Annotated in this window: 14 protein-coding genes and 1 pseudogene; 8 read left to right on the top strand and 7 right to left on the bottom strand. The window is 66.0% G+C overall.

Translation table 11 applies throughout. From position 1 onward, the window contains the following. Window position 1: 1 nt before the first annotated feature. Window positions 2–889 (bottom strand): winged helix-turn-helix transcriptional regulator, encoded by an 888-nt coding sequence (locus ABD301_RS39280; protein WP_344315128.1) that lies wholly within the window; start codon window positions 887–889, stop codon window positions 2–4. 100 nt (window positions 890–989) lie between these two features. Between ABD301_RS39280 and ABD301_RS39275 the strand changes: the two genes are divergently transcribed. The 5 genes from ABD301_RS39275 to ABD301_RS39255 all read left to right on the top strand — a co-directional run bounded on the left by ABD301_RS39275 (window position 990) and on the right by ABD301_RS39255 (window position 6,808). Next, complete coding sequence (locus ABD301_RS39275) at window positions 990–2,447, top strand: carotenoid oxygenase family protein (RefSeq protein WP_344315127.1); 1,458 nt, start codon at window positions 990–992, stop codon at window positions 2,445–2,447. Beyond that, on the top strand, window positions 2,444–4,090 hold the full coding sequence (locus ABD301_RS39270) for a class I adenylate-forming enzyme family protein (protein WP_344315126.1): 1,647 nt from the start codon (window positions 2,444–2,446) through the stop codon (window positions 4,088–4,090). Before ABD301_RS39275 ends, ABD301_RS39270 begins: the two co-directional genes overlap by 4 nt. Next, window positions 4,087–5,307, top strand: a complete 1,221-nt coding sequence (locus ABD301_RS39265) for an acetyl-CoA acetyltransferase (protein WP_344315125.1) — start codon at window positions 4,087–4,089, stop codon at window positions 5,305–5,307. Before ABD301_RS39270 ends, ABD301_RS39265 begins: the two co-directional genes overlap by 4 nt. 111 nt (window positions 5,308–5,418) lie before the next feature. Beyond that, window positions 5,419–6,153, top strand: a complete 735-nt coding sequence (locus ABD301_RS39260; RefSeq protein ID WP_344315124.1) for a polyprenol monophosphomannose synthase — start codon at window positions 5,419–5,421, stop codon at window positions 6,151–6,153. 1 nt (window position 6,154) lies between these two features. Beyond that, window positions 6,155–6,808 carry a cyclase family protein gene (locus ABD301_RS39255; RefSeq protein ID WP_344315123.1) on the top strand — a complete coding sequence of 218 codons (654 nt, stop codon included), beginning with the start codon at window positions 6,155–6,157 and terminating at the stop codon, window positions 6,806–6,808. Here the strand turns inward: ABD301_RS39255 and ABD301_RS39250 are convergent. Next, the gene (locus ABD301_RS39250; protein ID WP_344315122.1) at window positions 6,787–7,935 is read right to left on the bottom strand and encodes a MalY/PatB family protein; all 1,149 of its coding nucleotides are present in this window, start codon (window positions 7,933–7,935) and stop codon (window positions 6,787–6,789) included. The genes ABD301_RS39255 and ABD301_RS39250 overlap by 22 nt on opposite strands. A gap of 88 nt (window positions 7,936–8,023) precedes the next feature. Between ABD301_RS39250 and ABD301_RS39245 the strand changes: the two genes are divergently transcribed. Further along, window positions 8,024–8,842 (top strand): LLM class flavin-dependent oxidoreductase, encoded by an 819-nt coding sequence (locus tag ABD301_RS39245; protein WP_344315121.1) that lies wholly within the window; start codon window positions 8,024–8,026, stop codon window positions 8,840–8,842. Here the strand turns inward: ABD301_RS39245 and ABD301_RS39240 are convergent. The 5 genes and pseudogenes from ABD301_RS39240 to ABD301_RS39220 all read right to left on the bottom strand — a co-directional run bounded on the left by ABD301_RS39240 (window position 8,839) and on the right by ABD301_RS39220 (window position 14,906). Further along, window positions 8,839–9,687: a 1-aminocyclopropane-1-carboxylate deaminase/D-cysteine desulfhydrase gene (locus ABD301_RS39240; protein ID WP_344315119.1), complete on the bottom strand. Its 849-nt coding sequence runs from the start codon at window positions 9,685–9,687 to the stop codon at window positions 8,839–8,841. The two genes, ABD301_RS39245 and ABD301_RS39240, sit on opposite strands and share 4 nt — an antisense overlap. Further along, on the bottom strand, window positions 9,680–11,107 hold the full coding sequence (locus tag ABD301_RS39235; RefSeq protein WP_344315118.1) for an FAD-dependent monooxygenase: 1,428 nt from the start codon (window positions 11,105–11,107) through the stop codon (window positions 9,680–9,682). Before ABD301_RS39235 ends, ABD301_RS39240 begins: the two co-directional genes overlap by 8 nt. A gap of 96 nt (window positions 11,108–11,203) precedes the next feature. Further along, window positions 11,204–12,396, bottom strand: a pseudogene (locus tag ABD301_RS39230) (thiolase family protein). 13 nt (window positions 12,397–12,409) lie between these two features. Beyond that, entirely contained in the window at window positions 12,410–13,906 is a 1,497-nt protein-coding gene (locus ABD301_RS39225; RefSeq protein ID WP_344315116.1) for an amidase, read from the bottom strand. Window positions 13,907–14,111: 205 nt separating this feature from the next. Next, window positions 14,112–14,906, bottom strand: coding sequence for an SDR family NAD(P)-dependent oxidoreductase (locus ABD301_RS39220; protein WP_163569350.1), 795 nt, complete (start codon window positions 14,904–14,906; stop codon window positions 14,112–14,114). Window positions 14,907–15,016: 110 nt separating this feature from the next. Between ABD301_RS39220 and ABD301_RS39215 the strand changes: the two genes are divergently transcribed. Both ABD301_RS39215 and ABD301_RS39210 read left to right on the top strand, forming a co-directional pair. Next, complete coding sequence (locus ABD301_RS39215; protein ID WP_344315114.1) at window positions 15,017–15,802, top strand: acyl-CoA thioesterase; 786 nt, start codon at window positions 15,017–15,019, stop codon at window positions 15,800–15,802. A 216-nt stretch (window positions 15,803–16,018) separates the two neighbouring features. Continuing rightward, window positions 16,019–16,501: DUF222 domain-containing protein (locus ABD301_RS39210; RefSeq protein ID WP_344315113.1), on the top strand; the 483-nt coding region annotated here is incomplete at its 3' end.

Below are 16,501 nucleotides of genomic sequence, written 5' to 3'. Positions count from 1 at the left end.
GTTAGTGAGGGTGGACGCGGGAGCGTTGCAGCAGGGTGTGGCAGTGGTGGCACAGAAGTGCTGGCACGAACCGGTGGCCACGATGAGTGAGGGTGAGAGCCGGCGGCGTGTCCGGGTAGCGGGTGCGGCTCCAGTCGGCGATGAACGCGAGCGTGGGGAAGAAGGCCCGCCCCTTGGCCGTCAGGTCGTACGCACGCGCGTCCGCACGAGTGGTGGCGGCGGCCGTACGCATGACGCCCAACTCGACCAGCCGGGCAAGCCGCCCCGACAGCACACTCGGGACGATGCCGAGGTCGCGCTCGAATTCGGAAAAGTGCCGCGCGCCAAGGAAAGCCCCGGCCAGCAGGCCGACGGACCAGCGATCGCCGAGCAGTTCCATGGTGGCGGGGAAGAAAAGCAGCGGGTCGGCGGCCAGCCGGGTGTTGTCCTTGCGGCGAAAACGCCGGCTGGTGCCGGAAAAAAGCAGCGGCTCGCGGCGCTGCGCTCGTACCGCCGACAGCCACACTCGCTGACCACAGTCGCGACAGCCCAGCGGCGCGGCGGTCGACTGACCGCAGTCGATGTGCACCAGATCGGGCAGCATGATGCGGCGATCGACGGCCCAGTCGCGCTCCCACGTCCACATGCTGATCAGCAGCTGCCACAGCGCGAGCCCGTGCTCGGTCAGCCGATATTCGTGCCGGACCCGGTTGACACTTTGGTACGGCACGCGCTCCAGGACGCCTACCCGGACGGCCTCGGCGAGCCGGCTGGACAGCGCGGTCGGCGAGATCCCGAGCCGCACCCGAATGTCGTCGTACCTGCGCACACGCAGGAAAACGCTCTGCAGGATGAGCAGCATCCACTGCTCGCCGAGCAGGTCCACCGTGCGCAGCAGCGGCTCGGTCACCACCGCAGCGTAGCTGACTACAACAACGAAAGCCTATTGACGCCCAACCGGACACGTAGTTTCGTAGTACGTACGCACCGTGCTCTCCCGGGGAGTCCTGATGACCCAGTCCACCCAGCCGGTCGCCGTCGCGCAGGTCGCTGGCACTGACGAGCCCAACCCGTATTTGCTGGGCGTGTACGCACCGGTCGACACCGAGATCGACGCCGCCGACCTGCGGGTAATCGGCGAGATCCCGACCGACCTCAATGGCGTCTACTTGCGCAACGGCCCAAATCCACGGCATCAGCCCGAAGGTCGCTATCACTGGTTCGATGGCGACGGCATGGTGCACGCGGTGCAGCTGGAGAACGGCAAGGCACGCTATCGCAACCGGTGGGTGCGTACGAAGGCATTCCAAGCCGAGTCCGAGGCTGGCAAAGCGCTGTGGACCGGGGTGATGGAGAGCCCCAGGGGCAATCCCTTCGGCAACGCCCACGGGTTGGGGTTGAAGGACAACGCCAACACCGACGTGATTTTCCACCGTGGCAAGGTGTTGACCACCTGGTATCTGTGCGGCAGCCCGTACGCGATCGACCCGTTGTCGCTGGAAACGCTGGGCGCTGAGGACTTTCTCGGCACCTTGGTCGGCGACCTGATGGCGCATCCGAAGGTGGACGAGCGGACCGGCGAGCTTTTCTGGTTCGACTACGGCCCGCGGCCGCCCTTCATGCGGTACGGGGTTGTCAGCGCTGACGGGAAAGTCACCCATGTGACCAATGTGGACCTGCCCGGCCCACGGTTGCCGCACGACATGGCGATCACCGAGAACTACGCGATTTTGATGGATCTGCCGCTGATCCAGGACATGCAGGCGGCTCGGCAGGGCCGGCACAAGATCATTTTCGATCGGTCCCTGCCGGCCCGCTTTGGTGTGCTGCCGCGCTACGGCAATGGGAGCCAGGTGCGCTGGTTCGAGGCGAATCCCTGCTATATCTACCATGTGGTGAATTCGTGGGAGTCCGGCGAGGAAATCGTGCTGGACGTCTGCCGGGTCACTCGTCCGCATCCACGAGCGGACGCGTTGACACCACTGGCGAAAATGCTGTCGTATCTGCGACTGGACGCGCAACTACACCGCTATCGCTTCAATCTGCGTACCGGTCAGACGAGCGAAACACCGTTGGACGACGACAACACCGAGTTCCCGACGGTGGATGCGCGGACCGTCGGGAAGCGCAGCCGGTACGCGTACAATGTGCATATCTCGCCGGAGTCGACGCTGCTGTTCGACGGACTTGTCAAGTACGACACCGAAACCGGCGGCAAGACGAGCTGGTCGTTCGGGGCCGGCCGCTGGGGCAGTGAGGCACCTTTCGCGCCGCGAGACGGATCGACGTCCGATGACGACGGCTATCTGGTGACTTTCGTGCAGGACGAAGGCGAAAACCGCTCTGAGCTGGACATCTTCGACGCGGCCGACGTGAGCGCCGGCCCGGTGGCCAGAGTTTTGTTGCCCCAGCGGGTGCCGCTGGGATTCCACGCGACCTGGGTGCGAGCCGACCAACTGCGCAAATGAGATGCCATCCCGCCGACCGGGCGGCGGACTACCTCCAGCGGGGCTGGTGGAGCGCCGACACGATCGACGCGCTGCTCCGGGCCCGGGTCGCCGAGTTCGGCGACCAGCCCGCGCTGGTCGATCCGCCCAATCTGGCTGAGCTGACCGGAAACTCCCCGGGACGGTGGACGTGGACCGAGCTGGCTGCCCAGGTCGACTCGCTCGCGGCCTATTTGTTGTCGTTGGGCGTAAGAGCCGGAAACGTGGTGGCAGTGCAGCTGCCCAACAGCGGCGACCTGGTCCGGGCGTTCCTCGCGATCGTACGGATCGGCGCGATCGCCACACCTTTCCCGGTGTCCTACCGAGAACACGAGCTGGTGCCGATGTGCCGGCGGACTGGCGCGGTCGCCCTGATCACCACCACTCGGGTGGGCGACCACGCATTGGCCGAGCAGGCTTCGCGCGTACGCGCCGAAGTCCCGTCACTGCAACACGTTCTGACTTCTTTCGCCGACATTCCCGATGGTCGCGCGCCCATGCACGTGGCGGATGTCAACGACTGCGTGACAATTTGCTGGACCTCCGGCACTGAGGCGGCCCCCAAGGCCGTGCCACGCTGCCACGCCGACTGGCTGGTGATGGCGCTGGGCACCCAGTGGGCGGCGCGCCTTGGGCCAGCCGACGTGCTGCTGTCGCCCTTCCCGATGACCAACATGGCCGGGATTTCCGGGATGTTCCTGCCCTGGCTGATGGTCGGTGGCGTCTTTGTCCCGCACCATCCTTTCGACCTGACCGTGTTTCTCCAGCAGATTGCCGAAAACCGCGCCACCTACACGGTCGCGCCGCCAGCCCTGCTGACCATGTTGCTGCATCGCGAGGACCTGATGTCCACTGTGGACGTTTCGTCGCTCCGGCTGGTGGGCTCCGGATCAGCACCGCTGACACCCTGGATGGTGCGCTCGTGGGCGGAGCGCTATGGCATCGAGGTCATCAACTTCTTTGGCTCGAACGAGGGCATCGCGCTGGTGTCCGACCCGCACGACGTGCCCGACCCGGACCATCGCGCCACCTATTTCCCTTACTACGCATCGAAAGTGCGGTGGAATAATCCGGTCGCGGCGCGTACGGCCGTGAAACTCGCCGACCCGACGACCGGCGCCGCGGTCACCGTGGCTGGGCAGCCTGGCGAGCTGCTGATCGCTGGTCCGTCGGTTTTCGCCGGCTACCTCAACGCAAAACCGGGCACCGAACTGGACCGTTCGTGCTTCGACGCGGACGGCTGGTTCCGGACCGGAGACGTGTTCGAGATCGCCGGTGAGAGCGACGAATTCCTGCGGTATGTCGATCGCGCCAAGGACCTGGTGATCCGCGGCGGCATGAACATCTCGCCAGCCGAAGTGGAGGGCCTGATCGCCGCACATCCCGCGGTGACCGAGGTCGCGGTGGTCGGCGTGCCGGACCCGGTGCTGGGTGAGCGGGTCTGCGCTGTCGTCGTCCTGTCCGCCGAGCTTTCGCTGGCATCGCTGACAAACTTCCTGCGAGAGCAGCGGGTGGCGTCGTACAAACTGCCGGAGCGGCTGGAAATCGTGGACGCGCTCCCCCGCAACCCCGTCGGCAAGGTTCTCAAACGCGAGTTGCGGGGGCTAGCAGAGGTGGCGACATGACGTACGTGCTGGGTGGCGCGCAGACCGATTTCGCTCGCAACTTCGGCAAAGAAGGCAACGGCCTGCTGGAGATGCTGGCCGAGGTCGTGCCGGCCGCGCTCGCCGATGCCGAAGTTCCCCAACAGGCCGTGCAAGTCGCGCATGTCGGCAACCTGGCCGGCGAGCTTTTCACCGGCCAGGCCCAACTGGGCGGCCTGCTGGTGGCTGCGGTGCCGGGACTGGACGGCATTCCCAGCACCCGCCACGAAGCCGCGTGCGCTTCGGGCAGCACGGCGGTGCTGGCAGCCTGCGCCGATCTGGAGTCGGGGCGATACGACGTGGCGCTGGTCGTCGGACTTGAGTTGATGCGCAACACCGATGCCCAGACCGCGGCGTCCCATCTCGGCTCGGCCGCCTGGGTCGGCCATGAGGCACTGGACGCGAAATTCCCGTGGCCAGCGCTGTTCGCCGAGGTCGCCGACGCGTACGACCAGCGCTACGGCCTGGACCGCGAGCCGCTGGATGCGTTCGCGGCGAACGCTTTCGCCAACGCCCGCCGCAATCGGCTCGCGCAGACCCGCGACTGGTCATTCCCAGCGGCCGCCTTCGGACCAGACTATGAGCTCAACCCGCTGGTGGAAGGCCAACTGCGCAAGAACGACTGCGGCCGGATCACCGACGGCGCCGCCGCGGTTCTGTTGGCGTCGCCCCGATTCGCCGCCGAGTGGGCGCGCCAGCGGGGCGTGGATCTGAAGACCGTGCCGCGGATCACCGGCTTCGGCCACCGTACGGCCACCTTGTCGCTGGCCGGAAAACTGGCTTCCGCCGGGGAATATCTGTTCCCGCACCTGCGTGGTGCGGTCACCGACGCGTACGCGCGAGCCGGCCTCGCCGGAGTGTCCGATGTGGACGTTGTCGAGCTGCACGACTGCTTCACGATCACCGGGCTGGTGGCGCTGGAGCACCTCGGCGCGGCCGAGCCGGGCAAGGGCGGTGAACTCATCCTGAGCGGCGCCACCGCGGCCGGCGGAGCACTGCCAGTCAACCCCGGCGGCGGGCTGATCGGCCTCGGCCACCCGGTCGGCGCCACCGGCGTAAGGATGCTCAGAGACGCCGCTCGCCAGGTCGCCGGCACCGCCGAAGCCACCCAGGTCGACGGCGCTCGTACGGCCCTGACCGTCAACGTCGGCGGCTCCTTCACCACCGTCGTCTCGCTGGTCGTCACCGCTGAGGCCTGACCCGACGCGCAAGCAAAGGCGCACGTTCACTCTCGTACGCCCACGATTGGATACTCTACGTTCGGTGGCGCGACCTGACCGCGCCCGCTCAGTGCACAAGAGGAATCAGACATGCCGGAGAGTTCGCCGAGGATCACGGTGGTCGTGCCGACCTACAACGAGCGCGACAACCTGCCGGTGCTGGCCGCTCTGCTGGCGGGCCTGCGGCTGCCGAACCTGCGCGTCCTGGTGGTCGACGACAACTCCCCGGACGGCACCGGCGACATCGCCGACAAGCTCGCGCTCGAGTCGCCGGAGTCGGTTGGCGTTCTGCACCGTACCGCGAAAAACGGGCTGGGGAGGGCGTATGTCGCCGGCATTTCCCAGGCGCTGGACGAGGGTGCGGACATCGTCATCCAGATGGACGCCGACCTTTCCCACCCGGCCCAGGTGATCGTGACCATGGTGGAGATCCTGGCGACCACCGACGCGTCGGTCGTGCTGGGCTCCCGCTACGTCGCGGGCGGCTCGGTGGCCGGCGAATGGGCGTGGCATCGCAAGGCACTGTCCGCGTGGGCCAATTTCTACGTCAATGCGATCCTGCGGCTGCACGTCAAGGACGCGACCGCCGGTTTTAAGGCTTGGCGCGCCGAAACGCTGCGGGCCATTGAGGTCGGGTCGATCCGCAGCAACGGCTATGCGTTCCAGGTGGAGATGAATTACCGGACCGTACGGCGTGGCATGCGGATCGCCGAGACACCGATCAAGTTCGAGGAACGTGCCGACGGCGCCTCGAAAATGACGCTGAGCGTACAAATCGAGTCGGCTCTACTGCCCTGGAAACTGCTTTTCGGCAGGTCACGCTGACATGGCGTTGGTGGAACTCAACCACGTGATTTCGGCCGGGATGCTGACTTTCCCCGGCTTGCCGGGGCCGGAGATCGGTACGCATCTCAGTTATCAGGAGTCGCACGACCACTACCCGGCCGGCACCGAATTCGTCATTCACCGGGTCTCGATGGTCGGCAACACCGGCACGTACGTGGACAGCCCTGCGCACCGCTATCGCGACGGCGTGGACCTGGAAAACCTGCCGCTGTCGTCGCTCGCGGACCTACCGACAGTGGTCGTACGCTGCCGCGAACGCGCGATCGAGCCGGCCGGGCTCGCCCCCATCAAAGACATCGAAGGCTCAGCCGTCCTGCTGCATACCGGGTGGGACCGGCATTGGGGCACCCCGGCGTACGCGCAAAACGCGCCACACCTGACCGCGGCGGCGGCGCGGCTGCTGGCCGATCGCGGCGCCGCGCTGGTGGGCATCGACAGCGTGAACCTCGACGGCATGGCCGGAAAGGAGCGGCCGGCGCACACAATCCTGCTGGCCGCCGGCATCCCGATCCTGGAACACCTCACCGGCCTGGACCAACTGCCGGCCACTGGCGCGCGGCTGCATGCCGCGCCGCCACGGATCCGTGGTTGTGGCTCCTTTTCGGTCCGTTCCTACGCGGTGCTGCCGGACTGAACGGCAGTCGCCATCCGGGCCACCGCCTCGGTGACGATGCCCGGGTGAGTGGCGAAATTCAGCCGTACGTGCCCAGCCCCGCCGGTGCCGAAAGCCGGGCCGGAGTTCAGCGCCACCCGCCCCCGCTCCAGGAAGGTGACCGCCGGATCGTCGCCGAGCCCCAGCTCGCGACAATCCAGCCAGGCAAGGAAAGTCGCCGCCGGCGGCTGGTACGCGACGGTCGGCAGTTGGTCCGCCAACTGGTCGGCGAGCAGCCGGCGATTGCTGTCCAGACCGGCCACCAGCGCGTCCAGCCAGTCGCCGCCATCGCGCAGTGCGGCGGTGTGCGCCTGTACGCCGACATGGCTGGCGCCATCGGTGACGTACGGGGAAACGCCGTTGAGCTGGGCAGCGGACTCAGCGCCCGCGATGGCTACCGCGGCTTTGAGACCGGCAAGGTTCCAGCCTTTGGACGCGGACATCAGGGAAAACGCGTTTTCCGAGCCAGGGACACTCAAAAACGGCACGAAGTCGGCGCCGGGCAACACCAACGGCGCGTGGATCTCGTCGGCGATGACGCGTACGCGATGCTCCCGGGCTATCCGTGCGACCTCCGTCAGTTCCTCGCGACTATGTACGGTGCCAGTTGGATTTTGTGGATTACACAACAGAAAGGCGGCTCCTGGATGACGGCTGAAAGTCTCGTTGAGTCCGGCCAGGTCGAGGCGGTGATCGGCACCCAGCGGCGCCTCCACCGCCCGGCGGCCGGCGTGCTCGATGAACCAGTAAAACGGCATGTAAACCGGGCTGTTCACGATCACCGGATCGCCGGGCTGGGTGATCAAACCGAGGACCTCGACGATGCCGAGCATCACGTCCGGCACCACCAGCGTCCGGCTGACGTCGATTTCCCATCCCCAGCGTTTCTGGGCAAACCCACCGAGGGCTTCCGCGTACGCATTTCCGTACGGATAACCACAGTCACCAAGCGCCATCGCGTCGGTGACGGCCCGTACCACCGGCTCGGCGAGCGGCACGTCCAGCTCGGCCACGAAAAGCGGCAGCACGTCAGCGGGATAACTGCGCCATTTCTCGCTGGTTCGGCGACGCAGGTCAGTCAAGGACAGCTGGGTCAGTGGGTTCTCCATGTCTCCCATTCTTAGGTTCCGCGGGCCGATCCGTCCATGGTGGGGGCCCAATTCACGGCGCCGCGAATTGCCGGGTTAGCGTCTGCCCATGCCAACCAAGTTCGCTGTCTACCTGCCGCCCTTCGGCCCGCTCGCCGACCCGAACGCCCTGGTCGAGGTGGCCCGCCGGGCCGAGGCTGCCGGCTGGGACGGCGTGTTCCTGTGGGACCACGTCCTGGCCGACGGACCGGTCGAGGTGACCGATCCATGGGTCGCCCTCGGCGCGATGGCCGCCGCCACCTCCCGCGTCCTGCTCGGCACCATGGTCAGTCCGCTGCCCCGGCACCGCCCGGCCGTGGTGGCCCGCCAAGCCGGCACGCTCAGCCGGCTGTCCGGCGGCCGTTGTGTCCTCGGGGTGGGCCTCGGCGCCGACGAGTACGGCGACTTCACTCGTTTCGGTGAGCCGACAGGCCTCGCCGGCCGCGCCGCAATGGCCGACGAGGCACTGTCGATTATCCAGGCGCTCTGGAGCGGTCAGCCGTACGTCCACGCCGGGACTCATTTTTGCGCTGACCTCCCGCAAACTCACCCGGAACCGCATCGCATTCCGATTTGGGTCGCCGGCACGCTCCCCGGCCTGGGCTCAGCCGCCCGCGCCGTACGCCACGACGGTGTCTTTCTTCTGGGCGAGAACCTGACAGTCACTCCCGAAGAAGTGCGGCGAGCTCTCGCTGTGCTGGCCGTGAACGACCGCCCGTTCGACGTCGTACTAGCCGGAAATGCCAGCCCTGCCTGGGAAAACCCCACTGTCCCCGACCTACGCCCGTTGGCTGACGCCGGCATGACCTGGTGGGCCGAATCGTTCGTCCACTACGACCCGCTGGACCTGACCCTCACAGTCATCGACGCCGGTCCGCCCCGTTTCTAGGCGTTGATGACTGCGACGATTGTTGTTCCCGGTTTGCATTCGCCGCGCTGGGCCAGCGCGAAAATGCCGTACATCATCTTGGCTTCATAAACCCACTCAAGCCGGATCCCGTGCTGGCGCTCGAAATCGTCGATGAAACCGTCCAACTCCGCGGTGCGCTTGGCAAAGCCGCCGAAATGAAATTCCGTCTCGATGCGCCAGTTCCCGCTGTCGCCGCTCTGCAGTTCTCGCACCGCGGCGTCAAGGAACTGACCACCTTTGAGCACCGAGAAACCCAAGGCCCGCCGTCCCGGCGGCAATCCGGCCGCTATCCCGGCCAGCGTGCCGCCGGTGCCGCAGGCACAACAGATCACGTCGAAATCTTCCTCGATCTCGGCTGGCAACTCAGCACATCCGCGTACCGCCAGGGCGTTGCTTCCGCCTTCTGGGAGGAGATAAAACTGTCCAAACTCGCAGTGGAGCGCATCGATCACGGTCGCTCGCGTCTTCTCGCGGTACGTCTTCCGGTCCATATATGTCAAGCGCATCCCGTGCTCCACCGCGGCACGTAGGTGCGGATTCAGCGGCAAATGCTCCTCGCCACGCACCACCCCGATCGTGCCGAACCCGAAATACGCACCAGCGGCCGCGGTAGCCCCGAGGTGATTGGAATACGCGCCGCCAAAAGTCAGGAGGGTGGTTGCTCCGGACGACCTGGCGAAGGCCAGGTTGTATTTCAACTTCCGCCATTTGTTGCCGGGCATCTCCGGATGGATCAGGTCGTCTCGCTTGACCAACAACCGCAGACCCGCGTCAGCCATTCGCGCATCGCTGAGCTCTTTCACAGGCGACGGCAGACTATCCACCGAGGACTCTCGCGAGAACATCCGGAAGAGCCGCGGAATCACCTTTGTCCGTACGCCAACAGATATAGCCATCTGGACGTACGAGCAGAGCCCCGCCCGCCGGCAGACCGTAGAGTCCTTCCACGTCATGCACCGCCACTTGGCGCGCGCCAAACCATTCCTGGTTGCACAGAAGGGCAAAACCGGGCCCTACCAAGTCCAATGTAGACCGACCATCCGCTAGTTCCATGTGCGGCAGGCGACGGCCGGGCAACGCGCAAGGGCGATAGCCAGCCGCATCAAGGCCGGTTGGATCGTCGCAACCTGCGGCGAACGAGCCGTAAACCGCGCTGAGCAGCAGCTGATCGTCAATCTGATAGCCACCACGAGCTCGGGCGTTATCACTGGAGATGTCGATGACCTGGCGCGCGATCGGCCGGCGCTCTTGTTCGTACGTGTCAAGTAAACGCTCGGTGGCATCGCCATTGACGACCGCGGCTAGTTTCCACCCGAGGTTGTCCGCGTCGCCAATGCCGGTGTTCATGCCGTGGCCACCGGTCGGCGGGATGGTGTGCGCGGCATCGCCGGCCAGCAAGACCCGGCCCGACCGGTACGCGTCCGCGAGCTGCGCATCCATCCGCCACACCATGGTGTCCTGGACGGTCACCGGCAGGTCATCGATGCCCGCCGCCGTACGGACAAGCTCGGTGCAGCGTTCGGCGCTGAGGTTTTTCTCCGACGGATACTGGTAAATCCACTGGCGGTCGTTGTCGACGGCGAGAAAACCGCCGCCAGCGGCGATGAAATACGAGGCGCTGGCCCGGTCGGCGACGACCTTACCCAGCGGGGCTTCGAAACGTACGCTCAGGAAATGCCCGAGCCCGGTCGGTCCGGACATGGTGATCCCAGCACCGGCCCGCACCACACTGGCCGCGCCGTCACAACCGACCAGCCAGCTCGTCCGCACCGAATGCGTTTCTCCCGTTCGTACGTCACGCAAAACCGCGTCAATCCCGTCGCCGTCCTGGTCATACGACTCCAGCCGCACACCGAAACGTACGCGGTCGCCGGCCCGCCTCGCGAGCAGTGGCTCGAGCACATCCTGGGAGCAGATCAGTCCGGGGGTGGGTGTGACCGCAGGACCTTCAGCCGCGGCGACGCCGGTTCGAGTGAAGTCCGGGTCAACCAGACTTTTGCCGCGAAAGAAGAAAACCGACGACGCCGACAGGCCGGCATCCCGTACGTCGTCAGCTATCTCGCAGCGGCGAAATATCTCCATCGACCGAGCCGAGATGCCCCGCGCTTTGGGGTGCCGAGACGAGCCGGTGCGAGCTTCCACCAGCAGGTGATCAACGCCCTGCGCGGACAACAGAATCGACAGGGTCAAACCGACAGGTCCGCCGCCGACAACGAGCACTGGCGTGGTGGACGGCAACCGCATCTGACCCCCGTAACGTCTAACTGAGACGATTGACGTTATCATGACGGGCTGCTCGCGCTCGCCGCTTTCGCGCTGGGTCTGTGGCGGCCCACTGCGCTAAAGACGCTCGACAATAGTCGCGTTGGCGATGCCACCGGCCTCACACATCACCTGCAGGCCATAGCGACCACCGTTCTGTTCCAGCACTGACAGCAAAGTCGTCATCAGCCGGGCGCCGCTGCCACCAAGCGGGTGGCCGATCGAGGTCGCACCACCATTGATGTTGACCTTCGCGAGGTCCGCGCCGGTTTCCTTCTGCCAGGCCAACACCACACTCGCGAAAGCCTCGTTCACCTCGAAAGCATCGATGTCCGACAGCGAAAGACCACCGCGAGCCAACACCTTGGCGGTGGCCGGAATGATTGCCGTCAGCATGTAAAGTGGGTCATCGCCGAGCACCGCGAAGGAATGCAGCCGAGCCCGCGGCCGCAATCCCAGCCGCCGAGCGGGTTCGCTCGACGTGATCAGCACGGCGGCCGCACCGTCATTGATCGGCGACGCATTTCCAGCCGTCACTTTCCAGCCAATGTGCGGGAAACGGGCCGCCCATGAATCCGCATAAAAGGCCGGCTTCAGTCCGGACAGCACTTCGGGAGTGGTTGTCGGACGTACGGACTCATCACGTGAGACCTCGATGAGCGAACCATCCGGACCAGGCACCTTGAGCGGCACGACCTCGCCGGCGAACCGGCCATCAGCCCAGGCCGCCGCCGCTTTTGCGTGGCTCTGCGCGGCAAACACGTCCAATTCCTCGCGGGAAAGGTCCCAGCGGGCCGCGATCAGCTCGGCACTGATCCCCTGTGGCACCAGTCCTTCCGGATAGCGCGCGACGACACTGGGGCCGAACGGATCCCGGCCGGCCAGCTGGCTGCCCATCGGCACCCGGCTCATCGACTCCACGCCGGACGCGATCACCATGTCGTACGCACCGCTTATCACGCCCTGGGCGGCAAAATGGATGGCCTGCTGGCTGCTGCCACATTGCCGGTCGACAGTCACGCCTGGCACCGACTCGGGCAACCCGGCCGCGAGTGCCGCCCATCGCGCCGTGTTCATGCTCTGCTCGCCGACCTGCCCGACGGCACCGCTGATCACGTCGTCGACCAGCGCCGGATCGATCCCGGTGCGCTCCACCAGCGATCGGATCGCGTGCGCGTGCAGCTCCACCGGGTGCACCCGGACAGCGCCCCGCCGGGCTTACCCTTGCCGACCGGTGTCCGGACCGCGTCGACGATCACCGCATCTGTCATGACCGCATCCTCCTCAGCTCGTAAGTTGGATTTTACAACCCTCTTGTCGCAGCGGCCACCCATCCGGGGACTGGAAGCCGCCGATCCTCTGCTCCAGTAGTTCGGCCAGCCGCAGCGGCGTGCGATCCTCGAACATCGGGCCGATGAGCTGCACTCCCACCGGCAGGCCCGCAGGGGACCGGCCGGCCGGTATGGCGGTGGCGGGCAGGCCGGACAAGGTGGCCAGACCGGCCCAGACGAGCTGGTCGAAGTACGGGTATTCGGCGCCGTCGATGTCGATCCGGCGTTCCAGCAGCTGCGGGTTGTGGTCGTGCGGGAACGCGGGAGTCGGCGTGATCGGACACACCACGGCGTCGAACTCGGCGAAGAGCTGACGCCAGCCGTGGCGGTGCAGTTCGCGACGATTGGTCGCCTCGATCCAGTCGAGGTGACTGAGCACCATTCCGCGCAGCCGCGCCGCATCGAGACTCTGGTCATCCGGGCTCAGCCCGGCGGCACGGGTGCGCAGCTGCTCGTACGATTCGACGGGAAAACGCGCAGCCGAACTCGAAAACAGCATCTGCGTGTAGAGCGTCGCAGCTTCGGTGAGATCGGGCAGCAGGTGACTGTGCCGTTCGACGCGGGCTCCGCCGTCGACCAGCGCGTCGGCCACCCGGTTCACGCCCGCCCGCACAGCGGACCCGGTCGCGATGAGCGGATGCGCGTCCAGGACCAAGACCCGGAAGTCAGCGAGCCGCTGGTGGCGCGCGGGCGGAAGCGTCAGGTCGTACGCGATGCCGTGGGTCAGCGGGTCCGGGCCGGCCATGACGTCCAGCAGGAGCGCGAGGTCGCGGGCGGTGCGCGCCATCGGGCCGGCGACGGCGAGGTCGAGGTCGACCGGCAACGCCGGCGCGGGCGGCGGGACCATTCCGCGGGGCGGCACCAGCCCGACTGTCGGCTTGTGTGCGTAGATGCCGCAAAAGTGCGCGGGGGTACGCAGCGAACTGGCGAGGTCGGAGCCGATGGACAGCGCACCGAACCCGGCCGCAAGGGCCGCCGCCGACCCACCGGAGGATCCGCCCGACGTACGACTGTGATCCCATGGATTGTTGGTGGTGCCGTAGATTTCGTTGAAACTCTGGATATCTTGCAGGCCCAACGGCACATTGGTCTTGCCGAGCACCACCGCGCCCGCAGCCTCCAGGCGCGACACCTGAAGAGCGTCCTCGGCCGGCATATAGTTCCGGTGCATCGGCATGCCCCAGGTCGTGGGCAGCCCGGCGATGTTGTAGCACTCTTTGACCGTCACCGGTATGCCCAGGAGCGGCCGGTCCTCGCCGCGGTCGCGCGCCTGATCGGCACGCTGTGCGGCGGCCCGCGCACGGCCGAAGGTCCGCACACAGATCGCGTTGATCACCTTGTCGTCCCGCTCGATACGGGCGATCGCTTGGTCGGTCAGTTCCACAGAGGTTACGTCACCGGCACACAATGCGGCCGCGAGTTCTTCGGCTGACTGATAATTCCATTCCATGAATCCGACGCTAGCGGCCGGCCGTCGAGGCCATAAAATACTTTTTCGCGCAACGGGATGGATGTCTCAATTGCCTACTGAGCCGGTAGAAGCAACGAAGGGCCGGTTTCAGCGTGTGCCAGCAACGCTGCACCGACACTTCCGACGCTTCCGACGTGCAGATCGACGACAATCTCGTCGGCGTCCCAAAAGCCGCGCTCGGCGGCTACGGCAGGATGGAGTCGACGTAGCCGCCATCTACCCGTACGGCTCCACCGGTCGTCGCGGAAGCTTGGTGCGAGCTGAGATAGACGACCAGATTCGCGATCTCCGCGGGCTCGATCAGTCGTTGCAACAGCGATTGCGGCCGGTGTTTGCGCATGAATTCACGCTGTGCCTCATCCCATGGCAGCGATCGATCGACCAGCTCGTAGACGAAATCCTCGACGCCGCCAGTGTGGGTCGGACCGGCGATCACCGAATTCACTGTCACGCCACTGCCGGCGGCTTCCTTGGCGAAACCGCGGGTGACCGCGAGCAGCGCGGTTTTTGTTGTCCCGTAATGAATCATCTCGATCGGGATGACAACCGCCGAGTCGCTGGCGACATTCAGGATCCGGCCCCAGCCGCGCGAAACCATGTCCGGCAGGTACGTACGGATCAATCGTACCGAAGCCAACACGTTCACCTCGAAATAGCGACGCCACTCGTCATCGCTGATTTCAAGGGCCGGAACGGCACCGAAAATTCCAAGGTTGTTAACCAGAATATCAACTACAGGCACCGTGGCCGCGACCGCCGCGGCGCCCTCCGCGGTGGCTACGTCACCGGGCGCGGCGATCACCTCGGCGCCATCGACCTCGTCGCGTAAAGCCTGCGCGGACGATTCGACGGTCTCCGGTTTGCGACCGTTGATCGCGACCTTCGCTCCGGCGCGCGCGAGGCCGGCGGCGATCGCCGCGCCGATGCCCTGCGTCGAGCCGGTGACCAGGGCAGTCTTGCCAGTAAGATCCAGGTGCATATGCCGTTGCCATCCTTTCGACCGGTTTGCTCCCACAGTCTCACATGTCACATCGGTTTGATACGACAACTGACCTGGTTACGATGGCGTGCGGTGGGAGGAGGAGCCAAATGGTGGCGACCCGGCTGGACGGTTCGGTCACGATCGACCGGTCCTGGTGGTCCGCGGCCGGCGCTCACGGCGGGCTGCTGGCCAGCCTCGGCCTGCGGGCGATGGAGTCCGCGCGCCGCACGGCGGCCGCGTACGAGCAACCAGTCCGGTCACTGACTACCCATTATCTGGCCAGTGTCGACGAGCGCGCCCTGTCGATCGAGCCGGCTGTGCAGCGGGTCGGGCGTGGCAGCTCGATCGTCACTTTTCAGGCGACTCAAGGCAAAACGACGGCGATGCTGGGGTCGGCCATGTTCGGGGCGGTACGCCGCGGGCCGAGCCACGCCGGCAGCCCGCCCCCGGACGTGCCAGGTCCCCAAGACAGTGAGCCGGTCATTTATCGGCCCGACCTCGCGCCATTCGCACAGCACGTCGAGGTCCGCGCCGCCACCCCCTCGCGACCATTCCTCGGCGGCGAGGTCGCTGAGCTGACCGGTTGGGTGCGTTTTCTCGACGACCGACCGCTGGACGCGGCGGCGATCGCCATCCTGACTGACATTTTGCCGCCGGCGCTGTTCGCGGTCTGGACCGAGGCCAGCCCGGTGCCGTCCGCCGAGCTGACCGTCCACTTCGGATCAGCGCTGGACGCCGGCCCAGCCGACGGATGGGCGTTGGTACGCATCGAAACCCGGGACGCCGGCGACGGATGGGCGATCGACGACAGCACGGTCTGGTCCGCGGACGGCACTGTTCTGGCGCTGGCGCGACAAAGCCGGCTCATTATCTCCCGCAAGAACTGGGACTAGCAGCGCGTCGCTTCTGAATTTGGCGATATTTGCTGGTGGGAATCTTCTCAAGTTTCACAGCAGTCACAGGAGCAACCGCGCCGCCATCCCAACACTCTCGCCCGCAAAGACTTGAACGCGCGCGCTCTATGTTTCGTTGGGGTTATTGTGAAAGTATCCATTTCCTGATTGCCCGTACGCCATCAAACTGTCGGTAGCAGCGGTAGAATTAGTGTCATGGCCGCCGGCGATGACCTCACTGCTCCAGAGCTCTGGAGGTGTGACCCGGACGAGTTGGGTGAGTTGCTGCAGGAGAAAGAAAAAGCGGTCCGGCTGCTGCAGGTCGAGGTGTTGGACATTGTCGCGGCGATCCACCGGGGAAACGTCGGCAAGACGCTCGGGCACCGCAACACCCTGGGCATGCTGCAAGACCTCCTTCGACTGTCCCCCACAGAGGCATCCCGACGCTACAAACGAGCCCTGAACCTGTGCCCCAGCCAAGCCCTCACCGGCGAAACACTCGCACCCACACTCAGTTTCGCCAGTGAGGCGATGCGCCGCGGGGAGCTCGCCGACTCCCAAATCGACACCATTGTTGGGGTCGTGACCAGGCTCCCGGCCAGGGTAAACATCAAAGACCGTGAGGAAGCTGAAGCGTCCCTGGTGGAGCACGCGAAACGGTACGCCGCACCCGGCCTAGCCAAAGTCGGCAGGCGCATC

This window comes from Fodinicola feengrottensis (assembly GCF_039530045.1).
GTDB lineage: Bacteria > Actinomycetota > Actinomycetes > Mycobacteriales > HKI-0501 > Fodinicola > Fodinicola feengrottensis.
This window is presented reverse-complemented; position numbering and strand designations above follow the sequence as displayed.

Excerpts from the sequence above, each read along its gene's own strand:
- ABD301_RS39215 (WP_344315114.1), top strand. The coding sequence starts at position 15,017 with ATGGTGGCGACCCGGCTGGACGGTTCGGTCACGATCGACCGGTCCTGG.
- ABD301_RS39260 (WP_344315124.1), top strand. The coding sequence starts at position 5,419 with ATGCCGGAGAGTTCGCCGAGGATCACGGTGGTCGTGCCGACCTACAAC.
- ABD301_RS39270 (WP_344315126.1), top strand. The coding sequence starts at position 2,444 with ATGAGATGCCATCCCGCCGACCGGGCGGCGGACTACCTCCAGCGGGGC.
- ABD301_RS39245 (WP_344315121.1), top strand. The coding sequence starts at position 8,024 with ATGCCAACCAAGTTCGCTGTCTACCTGCCGCCCTTCGGCCCGCTCGCC.
- ABD301_RS39255 (WP_344315123.1), top strand. The coding sequence starts at position 6,155 with ATGGCGTTGGTGGAACTCAACCACGTGATTTCGGCCGGGATGCTGACT.
- ABD301_RS39275 (WP_344315127.1), top strand. The coding sequence starts at position 990 with ATGACCCAGTCCACCCAGCCGGTCGCCGTCGCGCAGGTCGCTGGCACT.
- ABD301_RS39220 (WP_163569350.1), bottom strand. The coding sequence starts at position 14,906 with ATGCACCTGGATCTTACTGGCAAGACTGCCCTGGTCACCGGCTCGACG.
- ABD301_RS39250 (WP_344315122.1), bottom strand. The coding sequence starts at position 7,935 with ATGGAGAACCCACTGACCCAGCTGTCCTTGACTGACCTGCGTCGCCGA.
- ABD301_RS39235 (WP_344315118.1), bottom strand. The coding sequence starts at position 11,107 with ATGCGGTTGCCGTCCACCACGCCAGTGCTCGTTGTCGGCGGCGGACCT.
- ABD301_RS39225 (WP_344315116.1), bottom strand. The coding sequence starts at position 13,906 with ATGGAATGGAATTATCAGTCAGCCGAAGAACTCGCGGCCGCATTGTGT.
- ABD301_RS39265 (WP_344315125.1), top strand. The coding sequence starts at position 4,087 with ATGACGTACGTGCTGGGTGGCGCGCAGACCGATTTCGCTCGCAACTTC.